We start from the raw sequence: 18,732 nt of genomic DNA, 5'->3' as shown, positions 1-18,732 counted from the left end.
CAAACTTGAAAAAATGGTTTGTTGAAATCTTTTGTAACTCGGCTTGATTTTGGATCATTTATTTCTTGCAACACTCTGAGGGGACTTGCTGAATCATGGTTAATAAGCCTTTTACGGGCGAGCAAGATGCCCACCCCACAAGAAAATTCAGTCTTTGTGGAACAGGCATCCTGCCTGTTCTTGAGAATATAGTAAGACTGGATTAAAATTAACAAAGGCATTTCTGATGACACAACCGATCGAACTTTCCGCAAATACCTTACAAAATTATCAAGGTATCGGAGTTCCCGATGAAAGTCTGGCAGTGATTTTGCAGCGCGGCGGCGATGAACTGCTGCTGTCAAAAGTTCCAAACCGCTTTACAGTCCGCCCCTCACCAACAGCATCAGCCTCAAACGATTGGGCTGCAACAAATGGGGCAAAACTCAACCGCCGCATCGGCCAAAGCAATCTCGAAGAATATCTCGTTGCGCCCTCTAGCCTAGAAGCAGCAATGCAAGCAGCCCGCGCCAGCGATGCCGTAGCTTTTACCAGCCACGTCTATTGCCCCGCGAACAGTCCGAGTACATTCTTTTATTTAACCGACCAAATTACTATTCAATTTGGCGAACAAGTAGACGAACAATCGCGAAAGGCGATCGCCAATGCCGCCGCTTTAAAAATAGTCCGGCCAGTAGAAGGAATTCCCAACACTTTCGTCTGCGAAGTCACCAAACAAGCAACAGAAAACCCGGTAAAAATTGCCAACCGCCTGACAAGATATCCAGAAGTTTTGATCGCCGAACCCAACATTGTAGTAGAGACGCAGCAGCATTACACGCCCCGCGATCCGCTTTATCCCAAACAGTGGTATCTCAACAACAAAGGCGGCAACGAACTTGTTGGCGGCGCTCAAATTTATGCAGAACCAGCTTGGAACATGACTCGCGGAGTTAGATCGATCGTAATTGCGATCGCCGACGATTCAGTTGACATCACCCACCCAGATTTTCAAGGCCAAGGCAAAATCGTTTCACCCATCGATTTAAAAGACGGCGACACTTCCCCGATGCCCGTAGCCGACTCAGACAACCACGGCACAAGTTGTGCCGGCGTCGCCGTTGCTGAAGAAAACGGCAAAGGCATTGTCGGCGTCGCCCCCGGATGCGCCCTGATGCCCATCCGTACCACGGGTTTTCTCGATGACAATTCTGTCGAAAAAATATTTAATTGGGCGATCGAAAAAGGGGCCGCCGTCATTTCTTGCAGTTGGGGGCCTGCGGCAGTTTACTATCCCCTTTCCCTGCGGCAGAGTGCCGTTATCACCAAAGCAGCAACCCAAGGGCGGGGCGGCAGAGGCTGCGTTATTCTGTTCGCGGCGGGCAATGCCAACCGCCCAGTCAACGGTACTGTTAACGAGAAAGGCTGGCCCAACAACGTCGTGGAGGGTCAAACTAGATGGCTGGCAGGATTTGCCGTTCACCCAGACGTAATTGCCGTCAGCGCTTCCACTTCCCTCAACAAAAAAGCAGCTTACAGCAATTGGGGTACCAGCATCTCGGTTTGCGCCCCCAGCAACAACGCGCCGCCGGGAACTTGGCTGCCAGAAACCGGATTTATCGGCACGCCGCCGGAGGTGACGCAGTATTTGCCCGGTGTAGGGGTGTTTACTGCCGATCGAGTGGGCGATCGGGGCTACGACTGGGGGGACTATACGGATACTTTTGGCGGTACTTCCAGCGCCACTCCAGTAGTCGCTGGGGTTGCAGGGTTGATACTTTCGGCTAACCCCCGTTTGACGGCGCGGGAAGTGCGGGGAATTCTCGAACAAACTGCTGAGAAAATTGTCGATCCCGATCCCGATCCCCAGTTGGGCAATCGCATGGGAAATTACGATCCTAACAACGGTCGCAGCGATTGGTTTGGTTACGGGAAAGTGAATGCTTTTAAAGCTGTGCAAGCTGCGGTGAGGAAGGGCGGCGGCAATCCGAATATTGGGGGTGTCGTGTTCAGCGATATTTCTGGACATTGGGCACAGAAGTTTATTGAAGCTTTGGCTGCGGCGAATATAATTAGCGGTTTTCCTGACGGTTCTTTTAGGCCTGATGACAGTTTAAACCGCGCTCAATATGCGGCGCTGTTGGTGAGTGCGTTTAGTCCGATTCCGAGGGTGCCGGCTACAAATTTTATTGATGTTTCTGCTACTTTTTGGGCGAGAAGTGCGATCGAACGGGCAAATCGGGGGGGGTTTTTGGCGGGGTTTCCGGGGTTGAAGTTCGGCCCGAATCAGAATTTGACTAAGAGTGAGGCGATCGTGTCTTTGGTTAACGGTTTGGAACTGAAGGGGGGAAATGCCGATACTTTGAAAGTTTACACCGATCGCTCTCAAATTCCTAATTATGCTTTGAGTGCGATCGCCACAGCAACTGCTTTGAAGATTGTGGTTAATTATCCTTCCCGCGATTGGCTTTCGCCGCAGCGGGATATTACCCGCGCTGAGATTTCTGCTTTGATTTACCAGACTTTGGTGGCGATTAATCGGGCAAAGGCGATCGATTCTCCTTACATTGTTTAATGGCAATTGGTTCGTAGTGAGGACTGAAAGCCTGATAATTTTATGAGGAATTTAGTCCTCACTACAAACCAATTTTATTGTGGCAGTTTTAAGCTCGAAAATTCCCCAAGGCTTTCAATGCAAATTGTGGCAAAGCCAACATCCTGCGCCACCGCCAAGGTTCTTGATAAAGCCGATACAGCCATTCTAAATGATTGTCGCAAAACCAAGCCGGCGCGCGGGTTTTTGTTCCCGCCCAAATATCGAAACTGCCGCCAACTCCCACCCAAATCGAATCAGGACAAAGGTGTCGGTGTTCCGCAATCCAAAACTCTTGGCGCGGCACTCCCAAGCCTACAAAAATCAATTTGGGCTGCATTTGTTTGAGGCTTTCACGGAAGTCTTCCTCTTCATCTGCGGAAAGATAACCGTGTTGAGAAGCAATCGACAATCCGTTAACTTTTTGCTGCCAAGTTTTGGCCGCCGCAGCCGCCACTCCTGGGGAACCTCCAAAGAAAAATAGTGGTTCCGAATCAGGCAATTTTCCGGCTTGTTGCAGCAGCGATTCTGCTAATTCAATCCCCGGATAGCGCTGTGCCGGTTTGCCACGCAGCCGCAAGTACAGCACCACTCCCGAACCGTCGGGAATCACGAGTTCCGCTTTGCGGATTACATCTGCTAAAGCCGAATTTTGCTCGGCTTGCATCGCCATTTCAGCATTCAGCGTCACGACGTGACTTCCCAACCCCTGATGCAGGCGCTGCATCAGCCAACCTGCATAATCATCTAATATGTGAACTGGTAGTCCCAGCACTGAAAATTGCGGCTGCGATCGATCCATATTTTTTTCTTTGAGATTCCTACACACCTAGTTATTTAAATTAGCTTAGATTGGCGAGCGAGGCTAGACCACTTTGGGACGCAAAAAACCCGGTTTGTGCCACAAAGATTCTGTTAAGTCATCATTCCGTGGCCCAGAAACCTGGTTTTTTGTACGCGACGGGGCGCGCAAGTTTATTATGGTTTGCCTGCGAAGTGCGATCGAGCATTAGTGTTCGATTTTTTTGACAGACCCATCAGCGTACCATTCCATCGGTACGAGTTCAATTTTACCATTAATTTTCACTGTAGAGTAGACAATTTTTACGAAAGGAACGCTGTTGTTATTGTGGTTTTGGGTAGACATGGCAATTACCTTCTTGTGTTTGGATAACTTGAGAAATAATCTAATCTCTGATATATTTAGAAGTCTATTCACCGCAATTCGGCTCGCATCAGGAAAAACAAGGAAAACGAAATGGCGATCGCAACAACTCAGCGGCAAACCAGGTTAGATTATTACTACCAGCAAATCAAAACCGTCATCCTCAAGCGCCAAAATCCAATTACTGGTTTGCTGCCGGCGAGTACCGCCGTTAACGCCCACGGCGACTACACCGATGCCTGGGTGCGCGACAACGTGTACAGCATTCTCGCGGTTTGGGGTTTGGGTTTAGCTTACCGCAAAATAGATGGCGATCGGGGCAGGACTTTTGAACTCGAACACAGCACAGTCAAACTGATGCGCGGCTTGCTGTTTGCGATGATGCAACAATCGAGCAAAGTAGAACATTTTAAAAATACTCAGTCGCCGCTAGATGCCCTGCACGCTAAATACAATACTCAAACTGGAAGTATTGTTGTCGGCGATGACCAGTGGGGACATTTACAGTTAGACGCTACATCTATATTCTTATTAATTCTTGCTCAAATGACGGCTTCCGGGCTGCACGTAATTTTTACAATCGATGAAGTCAATTTCGTGCAAAATTTAGTTTACTACATCGGTAGAGCTTACCGCACGCCGGATTACGGAATTTGGGAAAGAGGTCATAAAATCAATCGAGGCAATGCAGAATTGAACGCCAGTTCAGTTGGCATGGCAAAAGCCGCGCTGGAAGCAATAAATGGGTTGGATCTGTTCGGTATTCAAGGTTCTCAAGCGTCAGTTATTCACGTTTTGCCCGACGAAATTGCCAGAAGTCGCATAACTTTAGAATCGCTTTTGCCTCGCGAATCTAGTTCAAAAGAAGTAGATGCCGCTTTATTGAGCGTGATTAGTTTTCCGGCTTTTGCTGTTGAAGACCGAGAATTAATAGAACGGACTCGAAATAAAATTATTGACAAATTGCAAGGAAAATACGGCTGCAAGCGGTTTCTGCGGGACGGACACCAAACAGTTTTGGAAGATGCCGATCGCCTCCACTACGAACCCACAGAATTAAGGCAGTTCGAGCACATTGAATGCGAGTGGCCGCTATTTTTCACTTATTTATTCTTGGACGGCCTATTTCAGGGAAATCAAGCCCAAGTGCAGGAGTACCAGCAGCGTTTGGAATCTCTAGCAGTCGATCGCTCTGGTTTGCCACTACTACCAGAATTGTACTACGTCCCCGCCGAAAATATAGAAGCAGAAAAGCGGAATCCCAGCAGCCAGCAGCGCTTACCTAATGAAAATATTCCCCTGGTTTGGGCGCAAAGTTTGTACTTTCTCGGTCAATTGCTGAACGAAGGATTAATCGCAGTTGGCGATATCGACCCGCTGGGAAGGCATTTGTCAGTCGGGCCGCACCGAGAACCTTTAGTGCAAATTGCACTGTTAGCTGAAGACGAAGATTTGCAAGCAGAATTAGCTGCTAACGGCATTGCGGCGCAAACCCCAAAACAGGTAGAACCAATTCAAGTCCGCCAGACTAAAGAATTATCAGCTATTTACACGCAAATTGGACGCAACGACCCATTAGGTTTAACCGGGCGCCCCGTGCGCCGTCTGCGGAGTTTAACAACTTCTCGGGTGTTTAAAATTCGCGAAGAGGCGATCGTATTTCTCCCCTCATTTTTGAACAGACAAGAGTTTTACTTAACTTTAGATTACCATTTTTTAGTAGCTCAAATCAAGAGCGAAATAGCTCACATTCACCGCCACTGGTATCAGTTGGGACGCCCTACGGTAACGCTGATGCTGACTCACACGATGCTGGAAACCGGCCGGGAAGCATTGTTAGAATTAATGAAGGAATTCCGGGATGGACACTGTAACAACACGCCAGTTAAACTCGGAAATATTAAGCAGTTAATGCTGACTGCTGGCACCGAAAGAATTGATTTCATGCACGATTTTGAATTTACCGAATCTCCGGTGACAGGTGCAGTAGAAGCGCGCAGATATCTAACTTACAATCCCGAAAAAACTTGGCCTTTGGGTCACACGCAAGAATTCAAATTAGAGTGCGAAACTAATACTAACTTCTTGCTAACCAGCCTGCGAGATTCAGAAAATTTGTACGAACAAATTGAGTTGCTGCACACCTTAGTTCGGCTCAAAGGATTAAATTTTGATACAGGATTTGGAGGTGCGGACGAAACAGTACAAGTTGTGGATTTGCTCAACGAAGTTTATACAAAAGCTGGAGAAAGTTCGCAATCAAAAATCCAATGGGCCGTCATCCGCCATGCCGCAGGTTTGCTGGACAAGGTTGATATCAGCTTGTCCGATGCGGTGACAGACATTTTGGTGCGACAAAAGCAGATTGCTGTGGGTAAAGCCTACAGCGAAGATTCGGTGATTTCGCGGCCCGGTTCCTACACCGAAGTGATGGACAAAATTCGCCAATTCTGCGGAGAAGATATTCGCGATCGAGTTCTAACTCAAGAAGTTCTCATCTACCTTGGCCTGCTAATTAAAGCCGAACCGCAGTTATTTAAAGGCCTGCTGACGCTGAGAGTTAGCTACTTTATTTTGCTGCTGACTAGCGAGTTTGCCCGCGAATTGGGAGTTACGCAAAATGAAGCTTACGAACATTTAATGCAGCTAAGTCCCTTTGAAATCAAAAATCGCCTCCGCCAAGTCTTGACAGAATACGAGGAAATGAATCAAATCCTCAAACAACAAGAATCCCTGCGCGTCAAACAGGCGGAAAAAGATATTGAATGGGTAGTTGCGCCAGTTTCCGAAGAACCGCAAATGCCTGGGGGAGGATGGCGGCGGAAGCGGCAAATGGAAGGTGCAGTCAATCGCGTACCGAAAGATTTTTATCCGAGTGTTTGGGGACTGCTTCGGCACTGCAAAGGCTTGATAATTGGCGACAAATTAGAGCGACGCAATCGGTTAGATAGCCATATCATTTTATCAGAAATGACGCCGGGCGAAAAGAATTTAGCGCTACAAATTGAGCATTTGCTGAATAAAATAGTCGCCCCGGAATACCGACAAGTCAATATTGAGGCGTTGATGGAGTTGGCTGCAATTGGCCAGCGCAACCCAGAATTGCAAGTAGAAGAATACATCGTTTTAGATGTATTAGTCGGTCACGCAGTGCGGCTGAATTGGCAAGGAAAACACCCGGAAAGAGCCGATCGATACGACGAAGACAAAGCGGCGGCTTGGCAAGCTTTTTACAACACTTCGCCTTACGTTTGCGCGAGTCACGTACTCGATGCTTTCCGATTCTTGACGAAGTTTGGATAGATTGAGATAGTTCGGCGGTTGAAACCACAACTACACAAACTAAGTCCGCAGAGGCGGACTTAGGAATAAGGGAGATATTTAAGCTCGATCAGGATTATTGGAGATCCCTCATACAGCGAGTGATGGCTATGGGAAAGCTGCTCACGCCTACAAATCACGTCCTTACCCTGCTACACATCACCCGCACCGTGCTTTTGGTACGGTTGGCAACATCGGCGATACTTCCGGCGACGCTCGCGCCGTGCAGAGCTCGCTCGGCTGGCTCATCATAGCGTTGCTACAGTATTGTCGGTTTCTAGGAATAGCTTTGTACGGTTTTCTTCACTGCCAATTACTGCTGATTCTTTCGCACTTATTCTGGAAAATACGACCAACTCAGTGGGGTTTTCCTGACTGTTCTTCCTACTTATCAAGCGGCATCATGATAACTGTAAGCAATGAGCTTCAACCCAAACTTTCGTTATAAAGTCTTACCAATCTTTGAGGTGACAGATTATGTTGATGCGCTATTGGCAACCCTTCACAGAAATAGAAACCATCCGCGAGCAACTCGATAAAGTTTTTGACCAACGGGCAACAACGAGAGATAACTCAGAAGCCACTTGGATGCCCGCTCTGGAATTGGCTGATGCTGGGGACAACTTCGTATTAAAAGCGCAACTGCCTGGAATTGACCCCAAAGACATTGACGTTCAAGTCACTCGCGAAGCAATTTCTATCTCTGGCGAACGCCGCTACGAAAACACAGACGAAAAATCTCGCTACCTCCGCTCTGAATTCCGCTATGGCAAATTCCACCGGGTGCTTCCCTTGCCCGCACACATTCAAAACGACTCTGTGCAAGCTGAATACAAAGATGGCATTCTAACGCTAACTCTGCCCAAAGTGACTGAAGCTCGCAATAAAGTCGTCAAGATTAATTTAGCCCAAATTGCTGGAGCTTCAACGAATCCGGCCCCTTTACAGGCTAATTAATAACGATGGGGTAAGCGTGTTTAGTGGTGAAGTCAGTACGCAGAAAACTGTGCTTAATTGAGTGAGGCAAATTTTTCCAAATTGAGCCTGGTTGGATTTACTTAACCACAACGGAACTGGAAAATTTGATACCGGGAGCTACAATTGCTCTCGGTATTTTCTATTTGGGAAAGCCGAGCGAAAAGCTACCTACAAATGCCGTGAACCCGCAGTGATTTCAGGAATGCTTATGAGGCAGGCTTTCAGTAAATGCAGGAGAGAGGATGATTCGGATCTGGAAATCGCTACTAAACAAACAAAGTCCGCGCCAGCGGACTAAGAATATGATATTTGAAAACTGGATGCGATTGAATTAGTTGGCTCGATCGCTGCTACCTCGATCTGTAGCTTTTTCTACTGCTTCCCGTGCCGGTGTAACTGCTTCGCCCACGTTATTTTTTACTGATTCTATAAATCTTTTGGTACTGGGGGCAATGGGTTGGTCAAGATTCAGCTTTTCTCGGATATTGTCAACGGCATCATTTCCGCCCTTCTCGATATCGGTTGTTAGCGGCCGATCGGGACGGGCAACTTCGTAAGACTTAGCTTCAGGGGTTAAATGTGTAGCGTTCGCTTGCATTTTGTTGCCCGAAAATTCCAATTCGGAGCTAAAAATCAGCGCTATTCCTACAGCAAAGATTATTCCTACTCGCAGGCAAGTTGTAACTAAGCGCAATGTAAAATTTTTCATTGAAAAACTCAGTTTTTTCTGTGACGACTGTAATACAGAATAATTGCTGTTGTTTGTTTGCAAATCTATCTAAAAATAGGACTTCGTGTCAATTTATTGGGTTAACGTTCACCCAAATCAACCTCAACAAAAAAGTTTTTGGCGCTGCGGCGTCAACAGGCGACCGATCGCAACTAGGAACTCAAGAAAGGTAGATTTACTACTTCCCCTGATACCGATCCGACTTGCACTTTCAGTCCTTCGCCACCCGCTTTTGTGCGGATGTAAGCAAGACCAAAAAAGCCGGATTCAGTTTCCGTAAAACTGGTGAGTTTGCCGACTTTTTCTTCTCCGATTGTGACTGCTGTTCCGGGTTCAACCGCACCGCTCAAATGCACGCCCCAAAGTTGCTGTTTGACTCCTTTGTAGGTGTTCAACCGGGCAATAGTTTCTTGACCGATGTAGCAGCCTTTGTCATAGGTTATCGTGTGTAAAAGGCGGGCTTCTAAGGGGTTGTAATCATCTGTGAGTTCAAAATCGGGTGCGGGGCGTCCTTGTTCAATTCGCAGTTGTTCCCAAACTCGATCGCCCATCGGTACGGCCCCAGCTTTGACTAATTCCTTCCACAAGTTGGCTGCATCGCCAGCTTGGGCAATTAACGTGTATCCGGGAGTTGCTAAACCGCTACCAACCGCCACTCGGATGTCCATACCTGCAAAATTTATCAATTTGTGAGTGGCGTAAGGTTGATTTTCGAGTTCGGTAACTCCGATTTTTTCTAGTAGTTGAGTGCTTTCCGGGCCGAGGAAATTGAAAGCAACAGTTGTATCGGTTAAATCTGTTAACTCGACGCGATCCATTGGGAAAATATAGCGATCGAGCAATTCCAGCAGTTGGCGGCGGCGGTTGGCTGAAACTAACAGCAGTACGGCATCTTCTGTAGCATAAGCGGTGGCGAGGTCGATCGTCCGGGCGGTGGAAGTCACGAAAACGGTGTCGCAACCTTGACCGGGTTTGAGTATATTGAAGTTATTGGTACTTTGATTGTGCAAGAACCGCAGTCGATCGCTATCTGAGATTTGAATGCGTCCCCAGTGAGTGCGATCGTACAAAGCCACACCTTGTTTCGTTGCTGCGATCGCTTCTGCGTCGTTACCAAAACTGACTGGCACAATTTCTGTGGTTGTTAACTCTGCAAAAGTAGCACCGCCTGCTGCTTGAATGTCGTGCAATTCTTGAATCATAAGATTTTGTTGACTCTTAACTGTTGGCTGTTGAGTTTTAACTGATGACTGTTGAGTCTTAACTGTTGACTGTTCGCTGTTCGCTGTTGGCGAGAAAGCTCACCACTGACAACTGTCAACTGACAACTGACAACTGACTATTTGCTCAAGTTGGCGAATATTTCTTGTATTAATTGACTGGCTTTGGCATCAAGACGATTCCAATCTACATCGCCCGTGTCCTCCTCAATCAAGCTAGTATCAATTACAACTTCTTGGCTTTGCAGTTGAGTGTGGGCGGGCTGGTAGTTGACAAAGCAGACTCGATAGCAAAGTTCCCAAATATCGACGCATCTTTGCTCACCTTGATGCTCTAAAATTAGTTGATAGCCCGGAATCGGAATCTGCACTTCTTGATAAGTACCCGTCCAAACAGACTCCTCTAATTGTTTGCGGATGTTGTCGATCACTCGGATCATCGCTGGCTGCATGAGCAGTTCAGCTTGCTGCCACGCGATCGGGCTAGTTATTTTAGGCTTCATATACACGGTTCTAAAAAAGAAAATCAATAAATTAATTTTCTAGCATTGGGTGCCAACTTTTGAGACCTTCGCCACAGAATGTTAAATTTAGTCGTCACCCAATTCAAAAGTCAACCGTCAACAGCAACAGTTAAAGCCGTTCTTGGCTTGACGGCTAAAAACGGCTTTAACTGTTGAATTTGAGTTATCGGATGGGTAATGTAGGATTTGAACCTACGGCATCCTGCGTGTAAAGCAGGCGCTCTACCACTGAGCTAATCACCCAATTGCACTCACCGGGATTTATCATATCACAGTAACTCAGAAAGATCAAGTAAAAAAAATCCTAAACTTTAAATGCCCTCTGGCCGCACCCACGATCAAATAACCATGTGGAGTTTGCCCTTCGTGGCAGCCCTCACCTTTGGCCAGACTCAGAGCAGCAACCTGACTTTGCTCGTTTCCGGCAGTTTCTTATTCGGCGGGCTGATGTTTGGCCCCGACTTGGATATCTACTCCTGCCAGTATCAGCGCTGGGGATGGTTCAAACCCATTTGGCTCCCGTACCAAAAAAGCCTGCGCCACCGCTCTTTTTTGTCCCACGGCCCTCTGATCGGCACTGCTTTGCGAATCTTGTACCTCGCTATCTGGATCGCGGTTTTCGGAATGTTGGGATTGGCAATTGCCGAAAAAGCCGGGAACTTAGGCGGGAATTGGCAGGATGTTGTTTTGAGTTACGGGCGATCGATCTGGGAACACCACATCGAAATTTTAGCCGTTTACATCGGTCTAGAATTGGGGGCGATGAGCCACTATCTGAGCGATTGGGGCGGCTCGGCTTACAAAAGATTCAAAAAGAAAGGATTGAGCGGGTTGCGCTCTCATAAGACAATGAAGAGGCGAAAAATCAAAGCTCCCACTCGCACATCTAGCAAATCCATAGCAGAAGGAAGAAGGAAGAAGGAAGAAGGAAGAAGGAAGAAGTAATAAAATCAATGGTTGGAGCCATTAACAACGTTATAACCGTCTTGGCGGTTGATATAAAAGGTAAATTATTATGTCTAATTCTGAAAGTCGATCGCTCACAGCACTCAAAGAACTTATAGAAGTTGTGGCTAAATTGCGATCGCCAGACGGCGGATGTCCTTGGGATTTAGCCCAAACTCCCCAAACTCTAATTCCCCACATCATCGAAGAAGCTTATGAAACCGCCGACGCGATTCGCAAAGGAGATAAAAATGCGATCGTCGAAGAATTGGGCGATTTACTGTTACAGGTAATTCTACAAGCTCAAATTGCCAGCGAATCCAATCAGTTTACCTTCGCCGAAATCGCTGGGGGCATTACAGAAAAACTAATTCGGCGTCATCCCCACGTCTTTGGCGATGTCGAACTCAACAGCGTCGATGAAGTCAACGAAAACTGGGAAAAAATCAAAGCAGCAGAAAAAGGCACAACTTCGGAAAAGCCGCCAACTTTAGCCTCGAAAATGAGCCGTTATGCCAGCACTTTGCCGCCGATCACCGCCGGGATGAAAATCTCTCAAAAAGCTGCGGAAGTGAGTTTTGATTGGGACAGTGTAGAGGGCGTTTGGGATAAATTCCACGAAGAAATGGCAGAATTTGAACACGCTCTCAAACACGAGGATAAGGCAGCGCAGCAGTCAGAATTGGGAGATATTATGTTTGTGTTGATTCAATTAGCTCGCTGGTACGATTTAGATCCGTCGGCTGCTTTGCAAGGAACAAACGATCGCTTCGTGCAGCGGTTTGCGAAGGTAGAGGCTGCGTGCGATCGACCTTTGTCAGATTATGCCCCAGAAGAGTTAGAATCTCTGTGGCAGCAAGCTAAAGCTTTAATTGCTAAACAAAAGGGCGATCGGTAATCAATCACCGCAGATAAACAAAGATAAAATGACATCAGCGTTCATCAGCGTTCATCCGCTAATATCTGCGGTAAACTCCCAATCTCAATAATTTGGTTGTATCAGTTCAGATGTCAGCAATCAACTACTCGTAAAGCTTCGCGTCATTGTATGGGGGATGTTCGCAAGCGATATAAAGCGCATTTGTCGGTTCCAGGGCTTCTCCTGTCACCGGATCGATCGGCTTGAGGACAAAGCATAACAGAGAGAGCGATCGCCAATCCAAACTTTCTAACTTCCCGCGTTCGTAGCGACTAACAGTAGCATTACTAATACCGACATCTTTTGGTACAGGATCTCCGGCTGTCCGAAACAAAGCGGCCTCGTATTCTTTTGTGACCATTTCTGTTTCAATAATTGACCAGCCCCGAATCTCTCTAGCTGCTTTCAGAAGTTTGCCCAATCTACCGCGTCCCGTATCCGTAAATCGCACAGGGCGCAGTTTTTCCTGATCGACGACAGCCTTAAAGTCAAGAAATCCCGGCATTTTACAGATCCAATTTAACTCTTAAGCTAGCTGTACTTTTGCCTTGCTCAAGGCAGCACACAGGGTTTGAGCATTACACATTTAGAAACATTACTGCAACTTTTCTGCATTCGTGTAGAATGATATGATATAGTAAGATCCAAAGACGAACATTTACTAACTCACCCAAGTTCAGGAGTGACTCAGCCATGACAGCACTGTTTCGCCGCATCCAACCCTCGAAAAAGCTCCGCATCACCGTCAGGTCGATCGCCCAACTGCTCAAAATCAGCCAAAATCAAATTAAGCGAGTCGAATCCTGGGCTTTCGTGGTTTTCGTCCACCATCGGGATAGAGGCGGCCTGTTTGTCAGCTACCGCAGGCTGGAAGAATGGCAAAATGCGATCGCCCATCATATCCAAACCTGCCCCACCCTTGGAGAACTCTCGCAGCTCAAAACATCCATTCACTACGACAGCCGGAAATTCAAAAAACAATTTATCCCAAAAATACTTGACTTTTTAAATCAAATGTGCACTGAAAAACAAGACGAACTCAACATCTGGGAAAGCTTAAACAGCATTGCTTCCTAGCAGAAATCAAGCAGATTTCCTAACACTAGCAACCGCACCCAACCGTGAGGACGCTGTTAATTGCTCAAACCCTTGCCTTTGATTCTGTCAACTGTCAACTGTCAACTGTCAACTGTCAACTCTTCCTTTCCAAAAACAGAAGCGAAACATTTGCGAGCAATTGCGAGATAAAATCACCCCAAAAATCACCCGCGAATGATCCGCCAGATTCATGAAAGCAATCACCAAAGCAATTAAGACATTGCTTGAGCGATATAATCAAAATAAGGAGCTGCTTCCTTAGCATCATCCTGATTGAGCAAAGCCAAAGAAGCTTCCTTCAAACAGCGGATAGCTTCGACCATGCCAGGAACAGGAACGCCCAGAGAATTATACATTTCCCGAACGCCAATCAAACCGATGCTTTCGATCGGCTCCTTGTCACCCGCCAAGATACCGTAGGTAATCAGGCGCAAGTACCAGCCGTAGTCGCGCAGACACAAAGCCCGTTCGCGTTGACCGTAAGCATTACCTCCGGGGGAGATAAAGTCAGGGCGTTTTTTCCAGAGTTTTTTGCTAGCTTCTTCAACAATTTTTTTCTCACTGTCAGACAGCGCAGTAGCAATACGCACCCGCTGTTCCCCGGTTTTAAAAAAATCTTTGATGCTTTGAAGTTCGCCGGTACTGGGATAGCGAAGTTCGTCGTCGGCTTGGAGAATTAGTTGGCTAACTACGCTCATTGTTATTCAAAAAAATTGAGGATATTTGAGAGTAAGATTAATTGACATTCTCATCCCTTAAAGATGAGATTCTGGGTTGGGCGATTTACTTTGCTTCTAACATTTATCAACATTAGAAGTAGCGGGTAAATCTCCGCAAACGTTATGCTGGATGTTCAAGCCAGTTTCCCTGTGTTCCAGGGTACTGCGGGAAAAACTCAAAAACTGCGAGTGAGAGTTTTGATGTCGGCAGACACTTTGACTGTTTAACGAGTTTTTGCTAGCTCGCCCCAACAGCATATCGCACAGGCTCGATCGGGACAACTCACGGCAGGCTTGACTTGCAGGTTGAAGCTTGGCTTTAGCAGCAAGACGTTCAGCAGCAGGAATACAGCCTGCTATTGAGCTTGAGTGCGATGGATGGAGCCCCGCTTCGCTACGACTTATCTCAGGAAAGAGAGAGCGATATTGCATTACCATATTAAATCCTACCACGACTACTTGTGACCAAATCTAAATTCCCGACCCCAAACTCGACGAAATTGGCAAACCCTTGCCAGCAAGGTCAACTGATTGAGATAGAGATTACCGACTTGACAGACACCGGCGACGGAGTAGGTCGTTTTGGTGAGTTAGTAGTGTTTGTGCCCGATACCGTGACGGGCGATCGAGTCCTTGTCCGCCTGGTGCAAGTCAAATCCACCTATGCTACAGGCAAGCTGGACACACTTCTGGAAACCTCCGAACACCGCATCCGAGCTAACTGCATTGTCGCCGACAAGTGCGGCGGCTGTCAGTGGCAGCACGTAGATTATCAATATCAGCTTGCAGCCAAGCAAAATCAAATCATTCAAGCCTTAGAACGGATTGGCGGATTTAGCAATCCCCAAGTGGATGAAATTTTAACGGGAAAAATCGAGGGATTTCCCCAATTTTTGGGATACCGCAACAAAGCGACTTATCCGGTGGCAATATCTGCAACAGGTCAAGTCCAAGCAGGTTACTATCAAAAAAGCACCCACAAATTAGTCAATCTCAATCAGTGTCCGGTGCAAGACCCGCGCCTCAATCCTTTGTTAAAAGAGGTCAAAGAAGACATCCACTGGCGGGATTGGCCAGTCTACGACGAAAAGAAACATACAGGAGAACTGCGTCACTTGTCCTTGCGGATCGGACGGCGCACCGGCGAGATGCTGCTAACTTTAATAGTTCGCACAGGAGAGTTGCCGGGACTCGAAGAGCAAGCATCAGAGTGGCTGAAACAATATCCTCAACTGGCAGGGGTTTGTTTGAATATAAATCCCGCTCAAACTAATGTGATTTTTGGTGCCGAAACTCGCTGCATTGCGGGTCGTTCTTATCTGCGAGAAAGCTTTGCTGGTTTGAAATTTCAGCTAAGAGCTGATACTTTTTTCCAGGTTAATACAGAGGCTGCTGAAGCGTTGTTAGAGGTGATGGTAGGGGAATTGAATTTGCAGGGGAACGAGATTTTGGTTGACGCTTACTGTGGAATTGGTACTTTTACTTTACCCCTGGCAAAACAAGTAAAAATAGCCATAGGTTTAGAAGTGCAACCGGCGGCGATCGAACAAGCCCAATTAAATGCTGAGTTAAATGACGTGAGAAATGTCGAGTTTCAGGTGGGAACTGTAGAGAGTTTGCTGCCTTCTTTGGGATTGACACCGGATATTGTGCTGCTAGATCCGCCGAGGAAAGGGTGCGATCGCGCAGTTTTGGAAGCTATCAAGGAAATCAAACCAAATCGCATTGTTTATGTTAGCTGCAAGCCTGCTACTTTGGCTCGCGACCTGAAGATTTTGTGCGAAAATGGGGATTATAAGTTAGCGCGAGTGCAGCCGGCAGATTTCTTTCCTCAGACTTCTCATGTTGAGTGTGCGGCTTTTTTGGTGAGGTAAATCAAAAGGGCGATCGTTGTTTAGTTAAATTCAATCATCAGCATCGGCGAAGAGGGTGGATAAATCTCGATAACCACTGACAACTCGAAAGATTTCTACATTTTGTCCGATCGGCATATAGAGGATGAGATAGTTGTCTATAGAGAGACTGCGAAGCAAGGGTAAAATTTCTTCTCTTTGTCGTCCAATATTGGGAAATTGAGCAATTTTGGCAAATTTAGAGTCAAGATTGCTTAAAAAGCGATCGATTCGATCGAGTCCCGATCGACTAGCGATGTAGTCTGCAATTTGCTCGATGTCTTGAATGGCGGGTTGGGTGAGCCGAAATTTTGGACTTATGTTTCTTTTGAACTGTAACGCGATCGCACATTAGCTCGAATTTGTGCCATTGCGGTTGCACCGTCTATGACTTCACCGCGGTGGGATGCTTGCTGGCCAATCAGTGCGTCTCCTTGGAGTTCTGGCAGTCGTCCTTGATAAATATTTTGCTGTTGTTCGAGTAGTTTAATGGCTGCAAGGATAACGTCGATCGCGCTGTTGTATTTGCCGCTGGTGAGTTGGCGCTGTATGAGGGCTTCGACTTCAGGTGGCAAAACAATTTGCATGGTGTTTGAGAGGAGGAGTGTTGATTCTATTGTAGGCGATTCCCTACGGGATAGCGGCGTTTTACGCCCTTCAATTAGATTGGTTGGTTGAGGGGCGATCGCTCTTTTCAGAAGGGATCTGTGGCTCCAACTAAAGACTTGCCTGGATGTGCGTCACTGACGCTTCTCTACTCTTTAAGCTAGGATACTTAATGAAAAGCTACATAGCTAACTCATTCCATTTACAATGGGAGCATCCCACTTTTGTAGTCAGTACAAATACTCAAACAATTGCTGAACAAGTTGATGGCATAATAGAACGCAGATAAATTACCATAACCCAAGTTCGCATGACCCCAGAAGAACAGCAGAATATCAAAATAAATCTCCGATAAATAGCAAATCTCCTTTATAACAATACCCCAATAGACAATCTACAAAGCTGTGAATCTGTCGAACTGAGTGTTAGAGAACATTTGCTGGTCAGATGGCTCTAAAATTTCGCAGTACAATTAACAATAACTCCACGGAAAACGACGGTGAACAAGACAATAACTGCTACTGGTCTGCCTCCTGTATTCCCCGACCATACCCAATTGTCAGACGAAGACGGTACATTTGTAAAAAATTTTCAGGAGCATCCCCAGAGCATCATTCTGACAGATTCGATCGGGCCGATTGTAGAGCGACTGCATCCAGACGCACAATATGCGATCGGGCAAGATTGCGGTATTTACTGGCGAGAAACTGACCCGCCAGAGCGAGGTGCACAAGCACCGGATTGGTTTTACGTGGCGAATGTATCGGCAACACTTGACGGTTTTCGCCGTTCTTATGTACTTTGGCGGGAACACATGGCTCCGTTCATTGCTTGAGAATTTGCTAGCGGTAATGGAGAGGAAGAGCGCGATTCCCTTCGGGATAGCTTCGCTTCACGTACTCCCTTGACTGTGGCCGCTGACGGTACAACAATTAAACCTGGTAAGTTTTGGGTGTACGAGAGAATTGTCCGCATTCCTTACTACGGCATTTATGAAATGAGAACGGGCAATTTAGAAGTCTATCACCTGATAGATTTTGTGTATCGAAGGATGGAGCCAAACGCACGCGGTCACTATCCCATTCCTGTACTAGATGTAGAATTGGGACTGTGGCAGGGAAGCTATCAAAATCAAGAACTTCTTTGGCTGCGGTGGTGGGATTCGCAGGGGAATTTGCTGTTAACTGGCTCCGAACAAGTTGAAATTGAGCGGGCTAGAACCGAGCAAGAACGGCGAATAAACGAGCAAGAACGGCAAAGGGCCGAACAAGAACGAAAGGGCCGAACAAGCAGAGCGAAAAGCCGCCCACTTAGCCGATCGACTGCGAGCAATGGGAATCGATCCCGATGCTGAGGATTGATATCAAATTCCCAAAACTATATCTGTAGCGCTAGCACCTCGCACCTGATCTTTTTTAATCACAAAAAACAAAGCTGATGGAAACTAAACCACCTCTACCGCCCTTTACGTTGGAAACGGCTAAAGCCAAAGTTCAAGCTGCTGAAGATGCCTGGAATAGCCGCGATCCAGAACGAGTAGCCTTAGCTTATACGGAAGATTCTCAGTGGCGAAACCGTGCCGAATTCTTCAGCGGACGGGAAGAAATCAAAGCTTTTTTAAGACGAAAATGGGCAAAGGAACTAGATTACCGTTTAAAGAAAGAACTCTGGAGTTTTATAGACAATCGGATTTCTGTTCGCTTCGAGTATGAGTGGCACGATGATTCTGGCTACTGGTATCGCGCCTATGGTAATGAACAGTGGGAATTTGCAGAAAATGGGTTAATGCGAAGACGTGAAGCTAGCATTAATGATGTTCCCATTCAAGAGTCTGAACGGAAGTTTCGATAAGATTTATCTGTCCTATCCTTTCCGGCTGCATCGTCAGGTGATAAAGTAGAGGGCAATTCATGAATGATTGTTACAAGTCGCCACCTATCTCGGCGCAATTTTCAGTGGTTCGATTCACAGTCAACAGTCAACATCACCTGACGGTACAACCGGAATAGATATCCGAACTCAGATTAATTAGCAATTAGCAAT

At 46.8% G+C, this 18,732-nt stretch carries 18 protein-coding genes, 1 tRNA gene and 2 pseudogenes; 9 read left to right on the top strand and 12 right to left on the bottom strand.

From position 1 onward, the window contains the following. Window positions 1-233: pseudogene (locus tag QT994_RS18370) on the bottom strand (hypothetical protein); the annotation flags it as partial. On the opposite strand from QT994_RS18370, the gene QT994_RS18365 reads away from it, so the two are divergent. Then, window positions 227-2,554 carry a S8 family serine peptidase gene (locus tag QT994_RS18365; protein WP_333176812.1) on the top strand — a complete coding sequence of 776 codons (2,328 nt, stop codon included), beginning with the start codon at window positions 227-229 and terminating at the stop codon, window positions 2,552-2,554. The pseudogene QT994_RS18370 and the gene QT994_RS18365 sit on opposite strands and share 7 nt — an antisense overlap. Before the next feature lie 88 nt (window positions 2,555-2,642). Here QT994_RS18365 and QT994_RS18360 read toward each other — a convergent pair whose 3' ends face one another. Together QT994_RS18360 and QT994_RS18355 are read right to left on the bottom strand one after the other, a co-directional pair. After that, window positions 2,643-3,374 (bottom strand): WecB/TagA/CpsF family glycosyltransferase, encoded by a 732-nt coding sequence (locus QT994_RS18360; protein WP_333176809.1) that lies wholly within the window; start codon window positions 3,372-3,374, stop codon window positions 2,643-2,645. 207 nt (window positions 3,375-3,581) lie between these two features. Continuing rightward, complete coding sequence (locus QT994_RS18355) at window positions 3,582-3,719, bottom strand: hypothetical protein (protein ID WP_333175826.1); 138 nt, start codon at window positions 3,717-3,719, stop codon at window positions 3,582-3,584. A gap of 111 nt (window positions 3,720-3,830) precedes the next feature. Here QT994_RS18355 and QT994_RS18350 point away from each other — a divergent pair, with 111 nt between their 5' ends. Further along, window positions 3,831-7,040, top strand: a complete 3,210-nt coding sequence (locus QT994_RS18350; RefSeq protein ID WP_333176807.1) for a glycoside hydrolase family 15 protein — start codon at window positions 3,831-3,833, stop codon at window positions 7,038-7,040. Between the two features lie 501 nt (window positions 7,041-7,541). Next, a complete protein-coding gene (locus tag QT994_RS18345) occupies window positions 7,542-8,015 on the top strand; it encodes an Hsp20/alpha crystallin family protein (RefSeq protein ID WP_333176805.1) in 474 nt (157 codons plus the stop codon). 352 nt (window positions 8,016-8,367) lie between these two features. Here QT994_RS18345 and QT994_RS18340 read toward each other — a convergent pair whose 3' ends face one another. From QT994_RS18340 to QT994_RS18325, 4 genes are all read right to left on the bottom strand, one after another. Next, entirely contained in the window at window positions 8,368-8,745 is a 378-nt protein-coding gene (locus QT994_RS18340; protein WP_333044645.1) for a hypothetical protein, read from the bottom strand. A 173-nt stretch (window positions 8,746-8,918) separates the two neighbouring features. Beyond that, the gene (gene ygfZ, locus QT994_RS18335) at window positions 8,919-9,968 is read right to left on the bottom strand and encodes a CAF17-like 4Fe-4S cluster assembly/insertion protein YgfZ (protein ID WP_333176803.1); all 1,050 of its coding nucleotides are present in this window, start codon (window positions 9,966-9,968) and stop codon (window positions 8,919-8,921) included. A gap of 137 nt (window positions 9,969-10,105) precedes the next feature. After that, a complete protein-coding gene (locus tag QT994_RS18330) occupies window positions 10,106-10,489 on the bottom strand; it encodes a hypothetical protein (RefSeq protein WP_333044648.1) in 384 nt (127 codons plus the stop codon). Window positions 10,490-10,681: 192 nt separating this feature from the next. After that, window positions 10,682-10,753, bottom strand: a tRNA-Val gene (locus QT994_RS18325). A gap of 72 nt (window positions 10,754-10,825) precedes the next feature. Between QT994_RS18325 and QT994_RS18320 the strand changes: the two genes are divergently transcribed. Together QT994_RS18320 and mazG are read left to right on the top strand one after the other, a co-directional pair. After that, window positions 10,826-11,455: a metal-binding protein gene (locus tag QT994_RS18320; protein ID WP_333176801.1), complete on the top strand. Its 630-nt coding sequence runs from the start codon at window positions 10,826-10,828 to the stop codon at window positions 11,453-11,455. 70 nt (window positions 11,456-11,525) lie between these two features. After that, window positions 11,526-12,353: a nucleoside triphosphate pyrophosphohydrolase gene (mazG, locus tag QT994_RS18315; RefSeq protein WP_333176799.1), complete on the top strand. Its 828-nt coding sequence runs from the start codon at window positions 11,526-11,528 to the stop codon at window positions 12,351-12,353. Between the two features lie 124 nt (window positions 12,354-12,477). Here mazG and QT994_RS18310 read toward each other — a convergent pair whose 3' ends face one another. Further along, window positions 12,478-12,879 (bottom strand): helix-turn-helix transcriptional regulator, encoded by a 402-nt coding sequence (locus tag QT994_RS18310; protein ID WP_006634106.1) that lies wholly within the window; start codon window positions 12,877-12,879, stop codon window positions 12,478-12,480. A gap of 188 nt (window positions 12,880-13,067) precedes the next feature. Between QT994_RS18310 and QT994_RS18305 the strand changes: the two genes are divergently transcribed. Then, window positions 13,068-13,451, top strand: a complete 384-nt coding sequence (locus QT994_RS18305) for a hypothetical protein (protein WP_333176796.1) — start codon at window positions 13,068-13,070, stop codon at window positions 13,449-13,451. A 233-nt stretch (window positions 13,452-13,684) separates the two neighbouring features. On the opposite strand, the gene QT994_RS18300 is transcribed toward QT994_RS18305, so the two are convergent. Both QT994_RS18300 and QT994_RS18295 read right to left on the bottom strand, forming a co-directional pair. After that, window positions 13,685-14,170 carry an allophycocyanin subunit alpha-B gene (locus QT994_RS18300; protein WP_190746013.1) on the bottom strand — a complete coding sequence of 162 codons (486 nt, stop codon included), beginning with the start codon at window positions 14,168-14,170 and terminating at the stop codon, window positions 13,685-13,687. 96 nt (window positions 14,171-14,266) lie between these two features. After that, window positions 14,267-14,629: a hypothetical protein gene (locus QT994_RS18295; protein ID WP_333176794.1), complete on the bottom strand. Its 363-nt coding sequence runs from the start codon at window positions 14,627-14,629 to the stop codon at window positions 14,267-14,269. Window positions 14,630-14,652: 23 nt separating this feature from the next. On the opposite strand from QT994_RS18295, the gene rlmD reads away from it, so the two are divergent. Next, window positions 14,653-16,065, top strand: coding sequence for a 23S rRNA (uracil(1939)-C(5))-methyltransferase RlmD (gene rlmD / locus QT994_RS18290; RefSeq protein ID WP_333176792.1), 1,413 nt, complete (start codon window positions 14,653-14,655; stop codon window positions 16,063-16,065). Between the two features lie 30 nt (window positions 16,066-16,095). Here the strand turns inward: rlmD and QT994_RS18285 are convergent, their stop codons facing one another. Beyond that, on the bottom strand, window positions 16,096-16,404 hold the full coding sequence (locus QT994_RS18285; RefSeq protein WP_333176817.1) for a type II toxin-antitoxin system RelE/ParE family toxin: 309 nt from the start codon (window positions 16,402-16,404) through the stop codon (window positions 16,096-16,098). Further along, entirely contained in the window at window positions 16,401-16,670 is a 270-nt protein-coding gene (locus QT994_RS18280; RefSeq protein ID WP_333176790.1) for a type II toxin-antitoxin system ParD family antitoxin, read from the bottom strand. The genes QT994_RS18285 and QT994_RS18280 overlap by 4 nt, the downstream gene beginning before the upstream one ends. A 518-nt stretch (window positions 16,671-17,188) precedes the next feature. Here QT994_RS18280 and QT994_RS18275 point away from each other — a divergent pair. Both QT994_RS18275 and QT994_RS18270 read left to right on the top strand, forming a co-directional pair. Further along, window positions 17,189-18,050: pseudogene (locus QT994_RS18275) on the top strand (Uma2 family endonuclease). 76 nt (window positions 18,051-18,126) lie between these two features. Continuing rightward, complete coding sequence (locus tag QT994_RS18270) at window positions 18,127-18,540, top strand: nuclear transport factor 2 family protein (RefSeq protein ID WP_333176787.1); 414 nt, start codon at window positions 18,127-18,129, stop codon at window positions 18,538-18,540. The last annotated feature ends 192 nt before the right edge of the window (window positions 18,541-18,732 follow it).

The organism is Microcoleus sp. S13_B4 (assembly GCF_036700885.1).
Lineage (GTDB): Bacteria > Cyanobacteriota > Cyanobacteriia > Cyanobacteriales > Microcoleaceae > Microcoleus.
Note: the sequence above shows the minus strand (reverse complement) of the source record. Positions and strands in the feature narration are given on the sequence as shown.